Raw genomic sequence first — 17,897 nt, forward strand, 5'->3', positions numbered from 1 at the left:
GTCGTTCGGGGTACCCGGAGCGGGCATGTATGCAGCTCATGACGGCGAGGTGGCGGCTAGATGACACGGTGGGGTGAGCCCTTCCGGGAGAGCGGCGCGCTGACCACGGCCGCTGTGGTGGACCAGGCGCAGATCGCCATCGTCGTCATCGACAGGTCCAGCCTGCTGCGCTACTGGAACCCCTTCGCCCGCGAGCTCTTCGGGTTCGTCGGCGGCCGGGACTACGTCGGCCTCTCCCTCCTCGACATCGGCATCCACGAGTCGGACCGCGAACACGCCTCCCAGCTGGCCCGCCGCGTCCTGCGCGGCGAGCACTGGGAGGGCACGTTCGCCGTCCTCAAGGGCGACTCCACGTGGATCCACGTGCGCGCCCAGGCCGTGCCGATGCGCGACGAGTCCGGCGAGATCGACGGCATCACCCTCATCGCCCGCGAGGCCCTGCGCAGCGGCCGTGTGGAGGAGCAGTACGGACTGCTCGAACGCATCGGCAGCCGCCTGGCCAGCTCCCTGGAGTTCGACTCCACGGTCAAGGGCGTCGCGGGCATCCTGGTGCCGCAGTTCGCCGACCACTGCTTCATCGACCTCTACGACCACGACCGCCTGGTCAGACAGGTGTCGGTGCACGCCGAGGGGTGGACGCCGCCGCCCCGCACGTGGTTCGGGGTCGGCGACGAGGTCCGCTACCCCGAACGCCACTTCGTCACCCAGGCGCTGCGTCGGATGGAGACCGTCGTCAGCAGCGACTACCTGTTCGAGAACTCTCCCAGCACCCGCTCCGACACCGTCTCCCGGCAGGTCGGCGTCACCTCCGCCATCGCCGCCCCCCTGCGGGCACGCGGCGAGGTCCTCGGCGTGCTCACCCTGGCGCTCTCGGGACTCTCCCCCCGCCAGAAGAGCACCTACGGCGGGTTCGACCGCGACCTCGTCGGCGCCATCGCCTCCCGGGTGGCCCTGACCATCGACAACGCGCGCCTGTTCGAGGAGGAGCGCAGCACCGCCCTCGCCTTCCAGCGGAGCCTGCTCCCGCACCACTTCCCGCACCTGGACGGGCTGACCATCGCCCACCGCTACCAGCCCGCCGGGCCCCTCCAGGCGCACGGCTACGGTGTGCAGACCCAGGTCGGCGGCGACTTCTACGACGCCATCCCGCTCTCCGCGGGACGCGTCGGGCTGGTCATCGGCGACGTGGAGGGCCGCGGTCCGCACGCCGCCGCGGTCATGGGGCAGCTGCGCGCCGCCCTGCGGGCCTTCGCCCAGGCCGACCGCGAGCCCGCGGACATCCTCCGCGAACTCGACGAGTGGGTCCGCCAGCTCGGCCAGCCGGACGAGGACGGCGGCGGCACCTGGATCCCCAGCGTCAGCTGCCTGTACATGGTCTACGACGCGTGGTCGCGCGAGCTGTCCTACGCCAACGCCGGGCACGCCACACCGCTGCTGGTCACCTCCGACTCGGTCGACAAGCTCGACCTGGCGGCGGCCGACCGCATGCTGGGCGTGCGGGCCAAGGGCGGGGCGGCCGAGGACGTCGTCTACCACCAGGCCGAACTGCGGCTCCCGCTCGGCGCGACCCTGGTCATGTACACCGACGGGCTCGTGAACCGGCACCCGGTCGGCGGTGCGCCCGACCCCGAGCGCGCCCTGGCCAGGCTGGCCGAGCGGGTCTCCGAGGTCGCGGACAAGGACGTCGACGAGATCGCCGAGGCGGCCCTGCACGGCGTCCCCGGCGAGCTGGACGACGACACCGCGCTGCTGGTCGTGCGCACCCACTCCGACGCACTGGCCCTGCGCGAGGGCTGGTTCCCCTCGGAGGCCTCCACCGTGGGCGAGGCGCGCCACCTGGCGGCCAAGACCTTCGACGAGTGGGGGATGGACCGCGACCAGTCCGAGCTGGCCTGCCTGCTGGTCTCGGAGATCGTCACCAACGTCGTCATCCACGCGACCCCCCACCCCGTGCACCGCGAGTTCACCGGCAACGGCGTCCTGGACTCGGAGACGCCCCTCGGCGCGGGGTCGGCGGCGGACGAGTTCGACGAGGACTGGACGGACCTGCTGGAGGCGGCGGCCGAGGAGGACGACGAACCCGCAGAGGACACCGCCGACAAGGAGTTCCTGCTCCGGTTGCGGCGCGGCGCCTCCGCCGTGTGGGTGGAGGTCTTCGACCACGACCTGCGCCTGCCCCGCATCCGCAGCGCGGCCGCCGACGACGAGGGCGGCCGCGGCCTCTACCTGGTGGAGCAGCTGGCGAGCCGGTGGGGCTCCCGTCCCACGCCGGACGGCAAGGCGGTCTGGTTCGAGATGCCGATGCACGGTGAGGACGAGGAGGGCTCGCAGGGCTGAGCCCTCCCGCGGGCCGCGGCGGCCGACCCCGTCGGCCCGCCCGGTTCCGTGACGCGCCGGCCCCGTGCGTCCCAGCGGTTCCGCGGGCCCCTGCGGCCCCGCCCCACGGCCCCGCCCCTCCCGCCGTCTCCCGGACCCGGCGGACGCGGCGCCGCCCCCGCCCGCTCCCCCCGGGCGTCCCCCGCCGTGCGGTCGGCCGGGCGTCGAATTCCCGGCGAACAATGCGTTTTCCGCCCTGCCCTTCTTGTCGTGGACGACCGTCGCGGTTAATTTGTCCGACGACAACAGAAAAAGATGAACCGATTCCCGGGCAGGGAGTGGAGGACATCGATGGAAGAAGCAGAAGTGGTTCCCCGTACCAATTCTGCAGGTCCGAGAATCGCCGAGTCCGCCCGGAGGGGCGTGGGTCCCCGTTCCCCACGCGTCCCGGCGGACCGGAGGGCTCCCTCCCCCGCCACGGGGGCCGGAGCCGCGAGGAGGGCAGGCCGCCGTGTCCCGCGCCTGGCCCTCCGCTCCCTCGTCGGGGCCCTGGCGCTGGTCGTCGCGCTCCCGGCCCACGCCTTCGCGGCGCCGCCCCCCGCGCTTCCGGCGAGCCACGCGGAGGCGGACGGGAAATGGCAGCCCGCCTTCGACTACGACACCGACGGCTGCTATTCGTCCCCCGCCATCGGATCGGACGGGACCATCGCCGAGGGGCTGAAGACCTCCGGCGCCCTGAACGGCAACTGCCGTGACCGTTCCGACCTCGACAACACGAACTCGTATTCGCGCTCCAAGTGCGATGCGAGCGGATGGTGCGCGTACATGTACGCGCTCTACTTCGAGAAGGACCAGACCGTCCACGGCTGCTGCGGACACCGGCACGACCTCGAACACGTCGTGGTGTGGGTGTTCGACGACGAGGCGCGCCACGTCTCGGCGTCGGCGCACGGCGACTACGACACGAGGCCGGCGTCCGAGGTGCTGTGGGAGGGCACCCACCCCAAGATCGTCTACCACAAGGACGGCGCCTCCACCCACGCCTTCCGGTTCGCGGCCGGGCACGACGACCCGCCGGAGAACCACTACGGCGTGTGGCAGTACCCGGACCTGGTGAGCTGGGACCACTACCCGCCGGGCATCCGGGAGGCGTTCACGTCGGCGGACTACGGGAGCGCGCAGCTCGACCTCAGGGACGGCTCGTTCCCGGGGGCGCTGGCCAGGGCGCAGCCCGACGGCATCGAGTTCGACCCCTACGCCTAGGCCGCGGTCGCCGGGTGCCCGCCCCGTCGCGCGACGGGGCGGCACCCGCCGGCCGCGTCCGTGCTCCGCCCCGCCGGGGCGGGGCAGGCGGCGCGCCGTCCCTACCGCCAGGACCACGCCCAGAGCAGCAGGCACACGAAGACGAAGAAGACCACGATCCCGCTGGTCGCCCAGGGGATGTGGATCCTGGGCCGGAGTCTGCGCACGCCGATCACGAGCAGCACGACCAGCAGGCCCATGACGATGAGGCCGTCCCACGCACCGCTCATGACTGCTCCGACCCTTCCAGGGGGTTGTCAGGTCACAGGCCGAGGCCGCGTCCCACGATCTCCTTCATGATCTCGGTGGTGCCACCGTAGATCGTCTGGACGCGGGTGTCCTGCCAAGCCTGTGCCACGGGGTATTCCATCATGTACCCGTACCCGCCGTGAAGCTGGAGGCACCGGTCCACGGCCCTGTTGCACATCTCGGTGGTCCACCACTTGGCCATGGCGGCGTCCTCGACGGTCAGCTCACCCCGGTTGAGCAGCTGGATGCCCCGATCCACGTAGGTGCGGGCCATGTCGACCTCGGTGGCAATCTCGGCCAGAACAAAACGACTGTTCTGGAACCGCCCAATCGGACGCCCGAAGGCGGTGCGCTCCCGGCAGTACTCGACGGTGTGCTCCAGCACGGCGCCGGCGGAGGCGACCGCGCAGGTGGCGATGGACAGGCGCTCCTGCGGCAGGTTCTCCATGAGGTGGATGAAGCCCTGGCCCTCCGTGCCGATCAGGTTGGCCGCGGGGACGCGCACGTCGTCGAAGAACAGCTCGGCGGTGTCCTGCGCCTTCATGCCGATCTTGTCCAGGTTGCGGCCCCGGCTGAAGCCGGGCATGCCGCGCTGGACCATGAGGAGGGAGAACCCCTGCGCTCCCGCGTCGGGGTCGGTCCGGCAGACCACGATCACCAGGTCGGCGTTGACGCCGTTGGTGATGAAGGTCTTGGAGCCGTTGACCACGTACGCGTCGCCGTCGCGGACCGCCGACGTCCGGATGCCCTGGAGGTCGCTGCCGGTGCCGGGCTCGGTCATGGCGATGGCGGCGATCAGCCGGCCCGAGGCGAATCCGGGCAGCCAGCGGCGCTTCTGCTCGTCGTCGGTCAGCTTGACCATGTACGGCGCCATGACGTCGTTCTGGAGGGTCATCCCGAGGCCGCTGGCGCGGGCCCGGCAGATCTCCTCGTTGACGACGGCGTTGTACCGGTAGTCGTCCAGGCCGGTGCCCCCGTACTCCTCCGGCACGCCGTGGCCGAGGAGCCCCACCTCGCCCGCCCGGGTCCACACATCGCGCGGGACGATCCCGTCCTTCTCCCACTGCGCGTGGAAGGGGACGACCTCGCGCTCGAGGAACTCGGCCACCGATGCGCGGAAGAGGTCGTGGTCGGCGTCGAAGAGTTCCCGCTTCATGCTCTGCTCCGGACGTGTCGGGGATCACTGGCTGACGCCACAGTAACCGAACCATATTCGGTTTTGAAGGGGCGGCTCCAAGCCACGGCAAAGTTCCTGTTCCGGTGGGCGGTTCCCCGCTCACGGGAGCCCCCGGGTTCCTACTGTGGCCGCAGCGGGGCCGTGAGCCGTGCGCGGCCCGACACGGGGGAGAGCCGATGGCGCAGCACGAGGCCGACCACCGGGAACGCAGGGAGCACCGGGGCGGCAGGATCGCGGTGATCATGACCGCGCTGATGCTCACCGTGCTCCTGGCCGCCCTGGACCAGACGATCGTCTCCACCGCGCTGCCGACGATCGTGTCCGAGCTCGGCGGGCTCAACCACCTGTCGTGGGTGATCACCGCCTACCTGCTCGCCGTCACCGCCGTCACCCCGCTGTGGGGCAAGCTCGGCGACCAGTTCGGCCGCAAGCGGCTCTTCCTCCTGTGCATCGGGATCTTCCTGGTCGGCTCCGCCCTGTGCGGCATCGCGCAGGACATGCTCCAGCTCATCGTCTTCCGGGCGGTCCAGGGGCTCGGAGGGGGCGGGCTGATGGTGCTCGCCTCCGCGATCATCGGCGACGTCGTCTCGCCCCGCGAGCGGGGCAAGTACCAGGGGCTGTTCGGCGCCGTCTTCGGCATCTCCAGCGTGGCGGGGCCCCTGCTCGGCGGCCTGTTCGTCGACCACCTGACCTGGAGGTGGGTGTTCTACGTGAACCTCCCCCTGGGGGTCCTCGCGTTCGCCACGGTGCTGGCGGTGCTGCCCGCCAGCACGCCGACCGGTCGCCGCCGGGTCGACTACGCCGGGATCCTCCTGCTGGCCGCCACCGCCGTGTGCCTCACCCTGGTGGCGGCCTGGGGCGGCAGCGTCTACCCGTGGGCCTCGCCCCAGGTCGTGGGGCTCGCCGTCGTGGGCGTCGTCCTCGGTGTCGGATGGTGGCTGACCGCGAGGAGGGCCGCCGACCCGGTCATGCCGCTCAGCCTGTTCCGCAACCCGACCATCGTGGTCGCCATGGCCATCGGGTTCTGCGTGGGCTTCGCGATGATGGGGTCGATGGCGTTCCTGCCGCTGTTCCTCCAGATCGTGCACGGACTGTCCCCGACGGCCTCCGGCCTCCACCTGATCCCGATGGTGCTGGGCATGTTCCTCACCTCGATCACCAGCGGTCGCCTGGTCACCCGCACCGGCCACTACAAGGCCTATCCCGTGGTGGGCATGGCCGTCACCTCGCTCGGGCTGCTGCTCCTCTCCCGCCTCGGCCCCGAGAGCTCGCTCTGGGAGATGGGGTTCTACTTCTTCGTCCTGGGGTTCGGCCTGGGGCTGGTGATGCAGGTGGTGGTCGTGGTCGTGCAGAACGCGGCCGACTACGCGGACCTCGGGGTGGCCACCTCCTCGGCGACGTTCTTCCGGTCGATCGGCGGCTCGTTCGGCACGGCCGTGTTCGGGGCGGTCTTCTCCGGGCAGCTGGCGGCGAACCTGGCGGCCCGCGCCGGGGAGATCCGGCTGCCGCCGGGGGTGGACCCGGCGTCCCTGGAGAGCGACCCCCGCAGTCTGGACCGGCTGCCCCCGGAGGCGCAGGCGTCGTTCCTCCAGGCCTACGCCGACTCCGTGGACACCGTGTTCCTGTGGGCGGTGCCGGTGGCGGCGGCCGGGTTCGTGCTCGCGCTGTTCCTGCGGCAGGTGCCCCTGCGCACCACCGTCGGCTCCCCCGGGCTGGACGAGTCGATCCCGCCCGTCGCCGCGGGGAGCCGCAGCGCGATGGAGCACGTCGAGCGCGAGGTGTACCGGGCCTGCGGCAGGGAGGGCGCGGACGAGATGTACGGGCGCCTGCGCGAGGCGGCGGGGCTGGAGATCTCGCCGCGCGCGTGCTGGGCGCTCAGCCACCTCGGCGTCACCGGGCCGCTCACCGGGGCGGAGCTCGCACGGATGTCGGGGCTGGGCGAGGACGCCTGGGAGGGTGTGCGCCGGGAGCTGGAGGAGGCCGGATACCTGACGGGCGGGGGCGGGGCCTGGGAGCTGAGCCGGCGCGGGGCGGACGCGGCCCGACAGGTGTTCGACGCCCAGCGCACCGCGCTGCGCTCGCTGCTGGCCGACTACGGGCCCGGGGAGCACCCGGAGGTGGTCGCCGCCCTGGAGCGGATGACCGCGGACACCCTCGGCGACGAGGGGGACGCCTCGCGCCTCGGCGAGGGGGCCCACCGGCTGTAGCAGCACGGGGGCGGGGACTTGCCGGATCCAGGGAACCGAATACAGTTCGGTTATCGTCACCCACGCTCTTGGAGGACACCGTGGCCGAGGCATACATCGTCGGCGCAGTACGCACCCCCGTCGGTACCAGGAAGGGCGCCCTCGCCGCCGTGCACCCGGCGGACCTGGGCGCGCACGTGCTCAAGGAGCTCGTCCGGCGCACCGGGGTCGACCCCGCCGCCGTCGAGGACGTGGTCATGGGCGTGGTCAGCCAGGCGGGCCCCCAGGCCCTCGACCTGGCCCGCACCGCGTGGCTCTCCGCCGGCCTCCCCGAGAGCGTCCCCGGCGTCACGGTCGACCGCCAGTGCGGCTCCTCGCAGCAGGCCGTCCACTTCGCCGCCCAGGGCGTCATGTCCGGCACCCAGGACCTGGTCGTGGCCGCCGGCGTCGAGAACATGGGCATGGTCCCCATGGGCGCCAACGTCCAGTTCGCCCTCGACAACGACCTCCCCCTCTACGGCGAGGGCTGGACCGGGCGCTACGGCCTCCAGGAGATCTCCCAGTTCCGCGGCGCCCAGCTCATGTGCGAGAAGTGGGGCTACAAGCGCGAGCGGCTGGAGGAGTTCGCCCTGGAGAGCCACCGGCGCGCCGCCGCCGCGCAGGAGGAGGGGCGCTTCGACGACCAGATCGCCCCCCTCGCCGGGGTGAGCCGGGACGAGGGCGTCCGCGCCGACACCACCCTGGAGAAGATGGCCGCCCTCAAGCCGCTGCGCGAGGGGTGGGAGCTCACCGCGGCCGTCGCGAGCCAGATCTCCGTGGGCGCGGGCGCGCTGCTCATCGCGTCCGAGCGCGCGATCGAGCAGCACGGGCTGACCCCGCTGGCCCGCGTCGTCCAGCTGGCCCTGGTCGGCGACGACCCCGTGTACATGCTCACCGCGCCCATCCCCGCGACCAGGGTCGCCCTGGCCAAGGCCGGGCTGGGCATCGACGACATCGACGTCACCGAGATCAACGAGGCGTTCGCCCCCGTGCCGCTGTCGTGGATCGAGGAGCTGGGCGCCGACCCGGCCAAGGTCAACCCGAACGGCGGCGCGATCGCCCTGGGCCACCCGCTGGGCGCCACCGGCTCGATCCTGATGACCAAGCTGATCGCCGAGCTGCACAGGACCGGCGGACGCTACGGCCTCCAGACCATGTGCGAGGGCGGCGGCCAGGCCAACGTCACCGTCATCGAACGCGTCTGACCCGGAGCGCCGGGGCCGCGTGCCCGCCCGCGGGCGCGCGGCCCCCGCCCCGGACCCGCCGTCCGCGCCCGCCGCTCACCGGCGGGCCAGGGCGGGGCCCCCGACGCCGTTCTCCAGCCCCAGCCAGGCGGCCATCCCGGCCAGCTGCTCCACCAGCTCCGGCACGGTGTCGGCGGGGGCGCCGTCCTCCAGGGTGATCCTCTGGGCCAGGAGCGTCCCCGACGCGCGGTCCGCCTTGAGGTCCACCCGCGCGACCAGGTCCTCGCCCAGCAGGAACGGCAGCACGTAGTAGCCGTGCACCCGCTTGGCGGCGGGCACGTAGATCTCCAGCCGGTAGCGGAACCCGAACAGCTCCTCGGCGCGGTCGCGCGTCCACACCAGGGAGTCGAACGGGCTGAGCAGCGCCCGGGCCGCCATCGAGCGGGGCACCCGGGCGTCCCGGTGCAGGTAGGCGGGGCGGTTCCAGCCCTCCACCCGCACCGGGACCAGCTCACCGGAGTCCACGAGGTCGGCCACGGCGGGCCTGGACTCGGCGGACTTGAGCCGGAAGTAGTCGCGGAGGCAGGGCTCGGTGGCGACGCCGTGCGTGCGCGCGGCGATGGACACCAGCTCCCGGTGCGCCTCCTCGGGCGTGGTGGGCGGGGCGTCGCGCACCTCCGGCGGGAGGACCCGCTCGGGCAGGTCGTAGAGCCGCTCGAACTGGGAGTTGCGCCCGTTGGAGGTCAGGTCGCCGATCCAGAACAGGTACTCCAGGCACTTCTTGACGTCGGACCAGTTCCAGCCCCAGTGGTCCTTGGCGCGCGGCGCGTCGTGCGCGAGGGCGGCCTCCACGCCGCGGGCGGTGGCCGGGCCGATCCGGACGACCTCCTCCAGGACCGCCTTCAGGAGTTCGGGCCGCTCCTCCCGGATGCCGTTCATCCAGCCGACCCGTGTCTGGGCGCGGTTGCGGTCCATCCGGTGGCGCATGAGCTGCCGCGTGGCCGGCGGCACCAGGCTGGCCTCGTGGGCCCAGCACTCCACCAGGCGCGCGCCGCCCGCCCCCGCGGCCGTGGTGGCGGCCCGGTCCAGCAGCGCGGTGTCGTAGCTCCCCAGGCGGGCGAACACGGGCAGGTACTGGCTGCGGGCGAGCACGTTCACGCTGTCGATCTGGAGGATCCCCACCCGGCGCACCACCCGGGCCAGGTGGGACAGGGTCGCCCTCCCCCTGGGCCGCGGGTCGGCGAAGCCCTGGGCGGCGAGGGCGATCCTGCGCGCCTGGGAGAGGGAGAGGTCCGCGTCTCGGCGGGGGTGCGGTTCAGCCATGCCGCCACGGTAGCCCCCGGTGGCGACAGTCGACCCGCCGCGGTCGGCGCCGGGGCGGGGACGGGCCTCCAGCGGACCGGCCGGCGCCGGAGCCGGGAGGCCGGCGGGCGCCGGCGCCCGCCCCTCCGGCCGGTGTGTCCTGCGTCACGTGTCCGCCGCCGTCGTGCCCGGTGACGCGCGGATCGACGACTCGCCGTGGCCGCGCACGGCGGTTCCGTGGAAAAAACCTTTGGCCCAATGCGAACCCCGAGGGGGTCCCGGCCGTCACAACAGAGGCGACACGAACGACCGGACACGTGCCGGGAGTCGCACACGCCCCGGTGCGGAGGACGGCCGCACCGGGGCACCTTTTGTTCCTGCCCGCCCAGCTGGGCGTTCCCCCCTCGTGCACAGCCCGCGTCGAACACCCGGGCCCCCTCCATGGCCTAGCCTTCTGCTGTGCGTATCGCGACTTGGAATGTGAACAGTGCCAGGGCCAGGGTCGACCGGATCGGGGCCTGGCTGGACCGGAGCGGCGTCGACGTCCTCGCCATCCAGGAGACCAAGGCCAGGGACGACCAGTTCCCGGCCTCCGTCTTCACCGACCGCGGCTACGAGGTCGCCCACCACGGCCTCTCCCAGTGGAACGGGGTCGCGATCGCCTCCCGCGTCGGGCTGGAGGACGTGCGGATCGGCTTCCCCGGCCAGCCCGGATACGGTGACCCCGAGGAGTCCGAGGCGCGCGCCGTCGGGGCGACGTGCGGCGGTGTCCAGGTGTGGAGCCTGTACGTGCCCAACGGCCGCGAGGTCGACCACCCCCACTACGCCTACAAGCTGCGCTGGCTGAAGGCGCTGCGCGAGGCGGGCGCCGCGAGCCTCGCGCAGGACCCCGACGCGCAGATCGCCTACGTCGGCGACTTCAACATCGCCCCGCAGGACGACGACGTGTGGGACATGGCCGCGTTCGAGGGCAGCACCCACGTCACCGCGCCCGAGCGCGCGGCCTTCGAGGAGCTCGTCGGCGCGGGGTTCCGCGAGGTCGTCCGGGAGCACACCCCGGGACCCGGCGTGTACACCTACTGGGACTACAAGGGGCTGGCCTTCCCCAAGCGCAGGGGCATGCGCATCGACTTCGTCCTCGCCTCCCCGGCGCTCGCCTCCCGCGTGAGCGGCGCGAGCATCGACCGCGAGGAGCGCAAGGGCAAGGGGGCCTCCGACCACGCACCGGTCATCGTGGGGCTCGACGGGAACGACGGAGCGTCCGTCGCCAAGGTGAAGGAGGCCGGGGCATGAGCGCCGGGAGCAGAGCGGTCGGGACCACGGACGGCGGGGGCGCCTCCGGCGGCGCGCCGCGCGTGGCCGTCTTCGGCAGCGTCAACATGGACCTGGTCGCCTACGTGGACGAGGTGCCCGCGAGCGGCGAGACCGTGACGGGCACCGACTTCCGCCAGGTGCCCGGCGGCAAGGGCGCCAACCAGGCGGTGGCCGCGGCACGGGCGGGGGCCGACGTGGCCTTCCTCGGAGCGGTGGGCGACGACGCCTTCGGCGAGGAGCTGCGCGCCAACCTGGCGGCCGCCGGGGTCGGCGTGTCCGGTCTGCGCACGGTCCCCGGGGTGTCGGGCGTCGCCCACATCGTCGTGGACGGCAAGGGGGGCAACTCGATCATCGTCGTCCCCGGCGCCAACGGCGGGGTCGCCGGCGTGGCCGACGGCGACGCGGCGCTCATCGAGGGGAGCGCGGCCCTGCTGCTCCAGCTCGAACTGCCGATGGAGGCCGTGGTCTCCGCGGCGCGGACCGGCCGCGCGCTCGGCGTGCCGGTCTACCTGACCCCGGCCCCCGCGCGCGACCTGCCCGCGGAGCTGCTGGAGTCGGTGGACGTCCTGGTCCCCAACCAGCACGAGGCGGCCGCGATCACCGGCCGCACGGACCCGCGCGAGGCGCTGGCCGCCCTGCTGGAGCTGGTCCCGGAGGTGCTGCTGACCCTGGGCGAGGACGGCTCGCTCCACGGCCGCAGGGGCGGGGCGGCGGTGGCCTCGCCCGCACGGCAGGTGAGGGCGGTGGACACCACGGCCGCGGGGGACACCTTCTGCGGTTCGTTCGCGGTGGCGAGGGCGGAGGGCCGGTCGCCGGAGGAGGCGATGGCGTTCGCCGCGGCGGCGGCGTCGCTCTCGGTCCAGCGGCCCGGCGCCAGTTCGTCCATGCCCACCCGCGAGGAGGTCGAGGCGCTGCTCGGCGGCGTCGCCTGAGGCCGGTCCGGGGCGGGGGCGGACGGGTTCCGGGGGACGGTCCCGGGACGTGTCGGCGCTCGCCCCGTGCGGTTCCCGGGACGGGCGCCCCTCAGGCCGTGTGCCCGATCTGCTGGAGGAACGGGCGCGGGTCCTGGTTCTGGAGGCGGACCTCCAGCACGATGTCGACGGTGTCGCCGACGAGCCGGCCGCCCCACGGGACCTCGCCGCCGTCGCCCACGCCGAAGTCGGAGAGGCGGATCCGGGTGTTCGCGGAGAAGAAGTGCCCGTAGGTGTCGGCGGGCGACACGTAGTCCGGGGACTCGCCGACCCACTGGGAGTCGAGGGTGACCGGGAGGGTCGTCCCGTGGATGGTCAGGTCGCCGAACAGCCGGAAGGAGTGCTGTCCGCGCCGGCTCGGCTCCAGCCCGGTGGAGGCGAAGCGGATCTCGGGGTGGTGGTCCACGTCCAGGAAGTCGGCCGAGCGCAGGTGGGCGTCGCGCGCGCCCACGCCGGTGTTGACGCTGGCCGCGTCGAGGACGACCTCCACCTCGGACCGCGCGGGGTCCCCGGTGACGAGCACATGCCCGCGCGCCCGTCCGAACGTGCCCTGGACCCGGCCGAAGCGCAGGTAGTGGGCGACGAAGATCAAGCTGGAGTGGAGCGGGTCCAGGTACCAGGTGCCCGGCCCCGGTCCGATCTCGGGGGTGGATGTCATAGCCATTTGCTCCCTATTTGTCCGGTCTGTGGCTTTTGTCCACATACCTTAGGTCTGACGTCCACCCGGAACGCGAAGTTCTGGCGCGACCGGGCACGAGACATTGGACTCTGTCGTCCCCGACGGCGGCGAAACCCCCGCTGACGAGGCACGTCACCCCTTCGCGGCCCCGGGTCGGGAGCGGGGCCGGAACCGGCCAGGCGTGCCCGCGGACGGCGGAGGGGGCCGGGGCGGTCGTCCGCCCCGGCCCCCTCGGGTCCGGTGGTCGTGCTGCGTGCCGGACCGGTGCGGTCCGCCGCCGCTACATGTGCTCGGGAGCCTCCACGCCCAGCAGGTCCAGGCCCTGCACCAGGACCCGGAAGGCCACCGACACCAGCGCCAGGCGCGACTCGCGCTCGGCCTCGGTCGGGGCGGTCAGCACCGGGCAGTGCTCGTAGAACGCCGTGAGCGTCTGCGCCAGCTCGAACAGGTACGCGGAGAGGCGGTGCGGCTGGAGCAGGGCGCCGACCTGCTCCACCACGGCGCCGAACTCCAGCAGCTTGAGCGCGAGGTCGCGCTCCGCGCCCTCGGAGACGGTGATCCCGCCCCGGGGCGAGGACAGGTCCAGCCCGCCCTTGCGGAAGATGGACCGGATCCGCGCCTGCGCGTACTGGAGGTAGGGGCCGGTGTTGCCGGTCAGGGCCAGCATGCGGTCGAAGTCGAACGTGTACTCGGTGTCGTGGGAGACCGACAGGTCCGCGTACTTGACCGCGCCGATGCCCACCTGGCGGGCGATCTCGGCCTGCTCCTCGGCGCCGAGGTCGGGGCGGTTCTCCGCCACGACGGCGGCGGCCCGCTCGACGGCCTCGTCCAGCAGCGCCATCAGGCGGACGGGCGCGCCGCTGCGGGTCCGCAGGATCTTGCCGTCGCCGCCGAGCACGTTGCCGATCTGCACGTGGGTGACCTCGACGCCGTCCGGCAGCCACCCGGCCTTGCGGGCGGTCGCCCACACCATCTTGAAGTGCATGGCCTGCGGGGCGCCCACCACGTACAGGATGCGGTCGGCCTTGAGGTCCTCCACGCGGTGGCGGACGGTCGCCAGGTCGGTGGTGGCGTAGCCGTAGCCGCCGTCGCTCTTGCGGATGATCAGGGGGACCGGCTTGTCCTCGCGGCCGATGAAGCCCTCCAGGAACACGCAGAGCGCGCCCTCGCTGACCTCCGCGATGCCCTTGGCCTCCAGCTCGTCGCAGACGTCGGCGAGCACGGCGTTGTAGGTGCTCTCCCCGGCGAGGTCGTCGTCGGTGAGGGTCACCCCGAGCTTGGCGTACACCTTGTTGAAGTAGACCCTGGACAGCCCGACGAGCTCGCGCCACAGGCGCAGGGTCTCCTCGTCCCCGCCCTGGAGGGCCACCACCCGGCGGCGCGCACGCGCGGCGAAGTCGTCCGCGCCGGGCCCGGAGGAGTCGAACTTGGTGCGCGCCGACTGGTAGAAGGCGTTGGGGTCGCTGGTGAGCAGGTCCGCCTCGGCGGACTCCTCGCCGACCTCCAGCAGGTGCTCGATGAGCATGCCGAAGGGGGTGCCCCAGTCGCCGATGTGGTTCTGCCGGATGACGTTGTGGCCCAGGAACTCCAGGGTGCGGGCGAGGGAGTCGCCGACCACGGTGGTGCGCAGGTGCCCGACGTGCATCTCCTTGGCCACGTTGGGCGCGGAGTAGTCGAGGGGGATGTCGAGGCGCTCCTGGACGGGGACGCCCACGCGCGGGTCCTCCAGGAGCAGGCGGGTCTGGTCCGCGATCCAGTCCTCGCGCAGCGTCAGGTTGATGAAGCCCGGCCCGCTCACCTCGACGGCGCGGCAGACGTCGGCCACGTCGAGGTGCTCCATGATCGCCGCGGAGACCTCGCGCGGCTTTCGGCCCAGGCGCTTGGCGAGCGCGAGGGCGGCGTTCGCCTGGTAGTCGGCGAACTGGGACGGGCGGATGACGGGGTCGGTGTCGGCGAACTCGGGGCCGAAGGCGGCGCCGAGGGCGGACTGGACCCGTCGCGAGAGTACTTCCTGCGGGTCGGCCATGCCCCTAAGCGTACCGACCTGAGCCCCCTGTCCCCGCCCCTCGCGGGGTGACACGGCACGGGGCCCTCTCCTGCGCCCGGGAGCGGGGCGCGAGGCCCGGCCCGGATCCCGCTCAGCGGCCCTCCGGGGCCGGCGGCAGGGCGCCGGGAGGGGACGGGGGCGGGGCCTCGGACTGGGCCAGGCGGTGGAGCCAGTTGGAGGAGCGGTGGTGCACCCGGCGGCGGATCTGCTCGCCGATGCGGCCGCCGGCCAGGTCGTGCGCCAGCTGGCAGGCCCGGGCGACGCCCTTGGCGTGGCTGCCGCCGTGGGCGATGACCACGGTTCCGTTGAGGCCGAGGAGGGCGGCGCCGCCGTAGGTCTCGCTGTCGAGCCGTTCGCGCAGGCGGCGGAGCGCCCTGCGCTGGAGCAGGGCCCCGGCCTTGGCCGCGGCGGTGGAGGTCAGCGCGTCGCGGACGAGGTCCATGGCGAAGGCGGCGGTGCCCTCCACGGACTTGAGGGCGACGTTGCCGGTGTGGCCGTCGGTGACCACCACGTCGACCTTGCGGGCGAGGAGGTCGTGGCCCTCGATGTTGCCGCGGAAGTCCATGGACGGGGAGCCCTCCGCCGTCGCGGACAGCAGCTCGGTGGCCCTGCGGACGAGCTTGTTGCCCTTGCCCGGCTCGGACCCGATGGTCAGCAGGCCCACGCGCGGACGGCGCACGCCGAAGGCGGTCTGGGCGTAGGCGCAGCCCAGGTGGGCGAACTGGACGAGCATCTCGGGCTTGGCGTCGGCGTTGGCCCCGGCGTCCACCATGATCGTCGGCGTCTCGCCGGTGGGGAGCGTCACGGCGAGGGCGGGGCGCAGGACCCCGGGCTGGGTGCGCAGGCGGACGGTGGACGTCGCGACGATGCCGCCGGTGGAGCCCGCGGAGACGAGGGCGTCGGCGTCGCCGCGCCGGATGAGGCGGCAGGAGACGGCCGCGCTGGAGCGGGGGCGGCGCCAGCTGGCGAGGGCGCCCTCGTGCATGGCCAGGTTGTCCTCGGCGTGGACGACGGGGATGTCCCGCAGGGCGCCCTCCTCGGCGAGGAGGGCGGCGATCTCGGTGCGCCTGCCCACGAGGAGCACACGGAGCCCGAGTTCGCGGACGGCCATGACGGCGCCCTTCACGATCTCGGAGGGCGCGTTGTCACCACCCATGGCGTCCACGGCGATGATCGGCGGGGAGGTGCGGGATGGGGCGGGCGCTTCCGCGTCGGATGTACCAGTCAACTCGGTGCTTCCCTCACGGGTCGTGGTGGGCGTTCCGCACTGTGTGCGCGCAGGTCCCGTTGTTCCGGCGGCGCCGGAGGGCACGCGGGGGCCAGGGTCGCGCGAGGGTGTGGTGCCACGCTACCGGTTCGCTCCCGGGGCGACGCCGTAAGGCCTGTTCGTCCACTCATGCGAGGATACTTCCCGTATGTCCTGGTCAGGGCTGGACTTGGAGTGAGATGGGTACAAAAGCCCTAATCCGGGTATATCCGCTCGCTGGCTCAGGGCCTCATCACGCTCCGAGAGCGTAGGACAACCACACTGGATCCCGTTTCGGAGGTCGACCGGTGCACCCGCACCGGAGCCGCCGGATCAGGGCTGCCCGATTGCCCGGGGGCGGCCCTGCACACACACAGGAGAGGAGAAGCGTGAGCGTTACGCCAGACGTGGCACAGTCCCCGTCCGCCGGACGTCGGTTTCGTGCCTACACGACGAAACACCTCGACGAGCTCACCGCGCGAGCCGGTCTCGCCGCCGATGAGCGGCTCGCGGTGCAGGCGGTGGCCACGGTGCTGCCGTTCCGCGTCAACAGCTACGTCGTCGACGAGCTGATCGACTGGGATGCCGCTCCGGACGATCCGATCTACCGGCTGGTCTTCCCACAAGCCGACATGCTGCCCCCGGGCGACGTGTCCAGGATGTCCGACCTGCTGCGTTCCGGCGCTCCGCGCAAGGAGCTCAACGACGCGGCCAACCGGATCAGGGCGAGTCTGAACCCGCACCCGGCGGGACAGATGGACCTCAACGTGCCGAAGACGGCCGACGAGGAGCCCATCCCCGGCGTCCAGCACAAGTACAAGGAGACCGTGCTCTTCTTCCCCAAGCAGGGGCAGACCTGTCACGCGTACTGCACGTACTGCTTCCGCTGGGCCCAGTTCGTCGGCGACGCCGACCTCAAGTTCGCGTCGAGCGAGATCGACCAGCTGGTCGACTACGTCCGCACGCACCCCGAGGTCACCAGCGTGCTGTTCACCGGCGGCGACCCGATGATCATGGGCGAGGGGGTGATCTCCCGCTACATCGAGCCGCTGCTGGAGATCGAGCACCTGGAGGCCATCCGCATCGGTACGAAGGCGCTGGCCTACTGGCCGCAGCGCTTCGTCACCGACCCGGACGCCGACGACACCCTGCGCCTCTTCGAGAAGGTCGTCGCGTCGGGCAAGAACCTCGCGTTCATGGCCCACTTCTCGCACCCGAACGAGATGCGTCCCGAGCTGGTCCAGGAGGCGGTCCGCCGCGTCCGCTCGACCGGGGCGGTCATCCGCACGCAGGCGCCGCTGATCCGCACGATCAACGACGACCCCGCCGTGTGGGAGAGCATGTGGCGCACCCACCTGCGGCACGGGATGGTCCCGTACTACATGTTCGTGGAGCGCGACACCGGTCCCCAGGACTACTTCGCGGTCCCGCTCGCCGAGGCCTACGAGATCTTCCGCGGCGCCTACACGAAGGTGTCCGGGCTGGCCCGCACGGTGCGGGGGCCCTCGATGTCGGCGACGCCGGGCAAGGTCTGCGTCGACGGCGTGGCGGAGGTGGCGGGCGAGAAGGTCTTCGTCCTGCGCTTCATCCAGGCCCGGGACCCGGAGCTGGTCGGCCGCCCCTTCTTCGCCAAGTACGACGAGAAGGCGGCGTGGCTGTTCGACCTCAAGCCCGCCCTGGGCGCCACCCACTTCCCGTGGGAGGCTCCGCCGGTCGGCGGGAGCGGCGGACCGGTGGACCCCACCCGCCTGTAGGAACCGCCCGTCCGCGGAGCGGGGCCCGGGCGCAGGGCATCGGAAGGACCGCGGAGGCCCGGTGGGGCCGTCGGCGCCCCGTCCCAGGGGAATTGGAGCGTCCCTGGGGCGGGCCGCGCCGGCGGCCCCGG

Annotated in this window: 13 protein-coding genes; 7 read left to right on the forward strand and 6 right to left on the reverse strand. The window is 72.8% G+C overall.

What is annotated here, in order from left to right; translation table 11 throughout:
* The first annotated feature begins 60 nt into the window (after positions 1-60).
* Together ABZ234_RS05975 and ABZ234_RS05980 are read left to right on the forward strand one after the other, a co-directional pair.
* The gene (locus tag ABZ234_RS05975) at positions 61-2,337 is read left to right on the forward strand and encodes a SpoIIE family protein phosphatase (RefSeq protein WP_267947964.1); all 2,277 of its coding nucleotides are present in this window, start codon (positions 61-63) and stop codon (positions 2,335-2,337) included.
* 402 nt (positions 2,338-2,739) lie between these two features.
* Entirely contained in the window at positions 2,740-3,579 is an 840-nt protein-coding gene (locus ABZ234_RS05980) for an NPP1 family protein (RefSeq protein ID WP_344179907.1), read from the forward strand.
* Between the two features lie 101 nt (positions 3,580-3,680).
* Here the strand turns inward: ABZ234_RS05980 and ABZ234_RS05985 are convergent, their stop codons facing one another.
* Entirely contained in the window at positions 3,681-3,848 is a 168-nt protein-coding gene (locus ABZ234_RS05985) for a hypothetical protein (protein WP_267947966.1), read from the reverse strand.
* Positions 3,849-3,880: 32 nt separating this feature from the next.
* A complete protein-coding gene (locus ABZ234_RS05990; RefSeq protein ID WP_355011187.1) occupies positions 3,881-5,023 on the reverse strand; it encodes an acyl-CoA dehydrogenase family protein in 1,143 nt (380 codons plus the stop codon).
* Between the two features lie 197 nt (positions 5,024-5,220).
* Between ABZ234_RS05990 and ABZ234_RS05995 the strand changes: the two genes are divergently transcribed.
* On the forward strand, positions 5,221-7,251 hold the full coding sequence (locus ABZ234_RS05995; RefSeq protein WP_355011188.1) for an MDR family MFS transporter: 2,031 nt from the start codon (positions 5,221-5,223) through the stop codon (positions 7,249-7,251).
* Between the two features lie 80 nt (positions 7,252-7,331).
* Positions 7,332-8,474 (forward strand): acetyl-CoA C-acetyltransferase, encoded by a 1,143-nt coding sequence (locus tag ABZ234_RS06000; protein WP_267947969.1) that lies wholly within the window; start codon positions 7,332-7,334, stop codon positions 8,472-8,474.
* Positions 8,475-8,549: 75 nt separating this feature from the next.
* Here ABZ234_RS06000 and ABZ234_RS06005 read toward each other — a convergent pair whose 3' ends face one another.
* Positions 8,550-9,776, reverse strand: a complete 1,227-nt coding sequence (locus ABZ234_RS06005) for a crosslink repair DNA glycosylase YcaQ family protein (protein WP_355011189.1) — start codon at positions 9,774-9,776, stop codon at positions 8,550-8,552.
* 438 nt (positions 9,777-10,214) lie between these two features.
* Here ABZ234_RS06005 and ABZ234_RS06010 point away from each other — a divergent pair, with 438 nt between their 5' ends.
* Both ABZ234_RS06010 and ABZ234_RS06015 read left to right on the forward strand, forming a co-directional pair.
* Positions 10,215-11,048, forward strand: coding sequence for an exodeoxyribonuclease III (locus ABZ234_RS06010; protein ID WP_355011190.1), 834 nt, complete (start codon positions 10,215-10,217; stop codon positions 11,046-11,048).
* Entirely contained in the window at positions 11,045-12,001 is a 957-nt protein-coding gene (locus ABZ234_RS06015) for a ribokinase (protein WP_355011191.1), read from the forward strand. Before ABZ234_RS06010 ends, ABZ234_RS06015 begins: the two co-directional genes overlap by 4 nt.
* Before the next feature lie 91 nt (positions 12,002-12,092).
* Here ABZ234_RS06015 and ABZ234_RS06020 read toward each other — a convergent pair whose 3' ends face one another.
* The 3 genes from ABZ234_RS06020 to plsX form a co-directional block, all read right to left on the reverse strand.
* Complete coding sequence (locus tag ABZ234_RS06020) at positions 12,093-12,698, reverse strand: YceI family protein (RefSeq protein ID WP_267947973.1); 606 nt, start codon at positions 12,696-12,698, stop codon at positions 12,093-12,095.
* 301 nt (positions 12,699-12,999) lie between these two features.
* On the reverse strand, positions 13,000-14,745 hold the full coding sequence (gene argS, locus ABZ234_RS06025; RefSeq protein WP_267947974.1) for an arginine--tRNA ligase: 1,746 nt from the start codon (positions 14,743-14,745) through the stop codon (positions 13,000-13,002).
* A 112-nt stretch (positions 14,746-14,857) separates the two neighbouring features.
* On the reverse strand, positions 14,858-15,994 hold the full coding sequence (gene plsX / locus ABZ234_RS06030) for a phosphate acyltransferase PlsX (RefSeq protein ID WP_344179895.1): 1,137 nt from the start codon (positions 15,992-15,994) through the stop codon (positions 14,858-14,860).
* 425 nt (positions 15,995-16,419) lie between these two features.
* Between plsX and ABZ234_RS06035 the strand changes: the two genes are divergently transcribed.
* Entirely contained in the window at positions 16,420-17,766 is a 1,347-nt protein-coding gene (locus tag ABZ234_RS06035) for a lysine 2,3-aminomutase (RefSeq protein WP_267950233.1), read from the forward strand.
* Positions 17,767-17,897: the final 131 nt, after the last annotated feature.

The organism is Nocardiopsis sp. NPDC006198, from assembly GCF_040613895.1.
Lineage (GTDB): Bacteria > Actinomycetota > Actinomycetes > Streptosporangiales > Streptosporangiaceae > Nocardiopsis > Nocardiopsis tropica.

Excerpts from the sequence above, each read along its gene's own strand:
- argS (WP_267947974.1), bottom strand. The coding sequence starts at position 14,745 with ATGGCCGACCCGCAGGAAGTACTCTCGCGACGGGTCCAGTCCGCCCTC.
- ABZ234_RS05990 (WP_355011187.1), bottom strand. The coding sequence starts at position 5,023 with ATGAAGCGGGAACTCTTCGACGCCGACCACGACCTCTTCCGCGCATCG.
- ABZ234_RS06020 (WP_267947973.1), bottom strand. The coding sequence starts at position 12,698 with ATGACATCCACCCCCGAGATCGGACCGGGGCCGGGCACCTGGTACCTG.
- ABZ234_RS06005 (WP_355011189.1), bottom strand. The coding sequence starts at position 9,776 with ATGGCTGAACCGCACCCCCGCCGAGACGCGGACCTCTCCCTCTCCCAG.
- ABZ234_RS06015 (WP_355011191.1), top strand. The coding sequence starts at position 11,045 with ATGAGCGCCGGGAGCAGAGCGGTCGGGACCACGGACGGCGGGGGCGCC.
- ABZ234_RS05975 (WP_267947964.1), top strand. The coding sequence starts at position 61 with ATGACACGGTGGGGTGAGCCCTTCCGGGAGAGCGGCGCGCTGACCACG.
- ABZ234_RS05985 (WP_267947966.1), bottom strand. The coding sequence starts at position 3,848 with ATGAGCGGTGCGTGGGACGGCCTCATCGTCATGGGCCTGCTGGTCGTG.
- ABZ234_RS05995 (WP_355011188.1), top strand. The coding sequence starts at position 5,221 with ATGGCGCAGCACGAGGCCGACCACCGGGAACGCAGGGAGCACCGGGGC.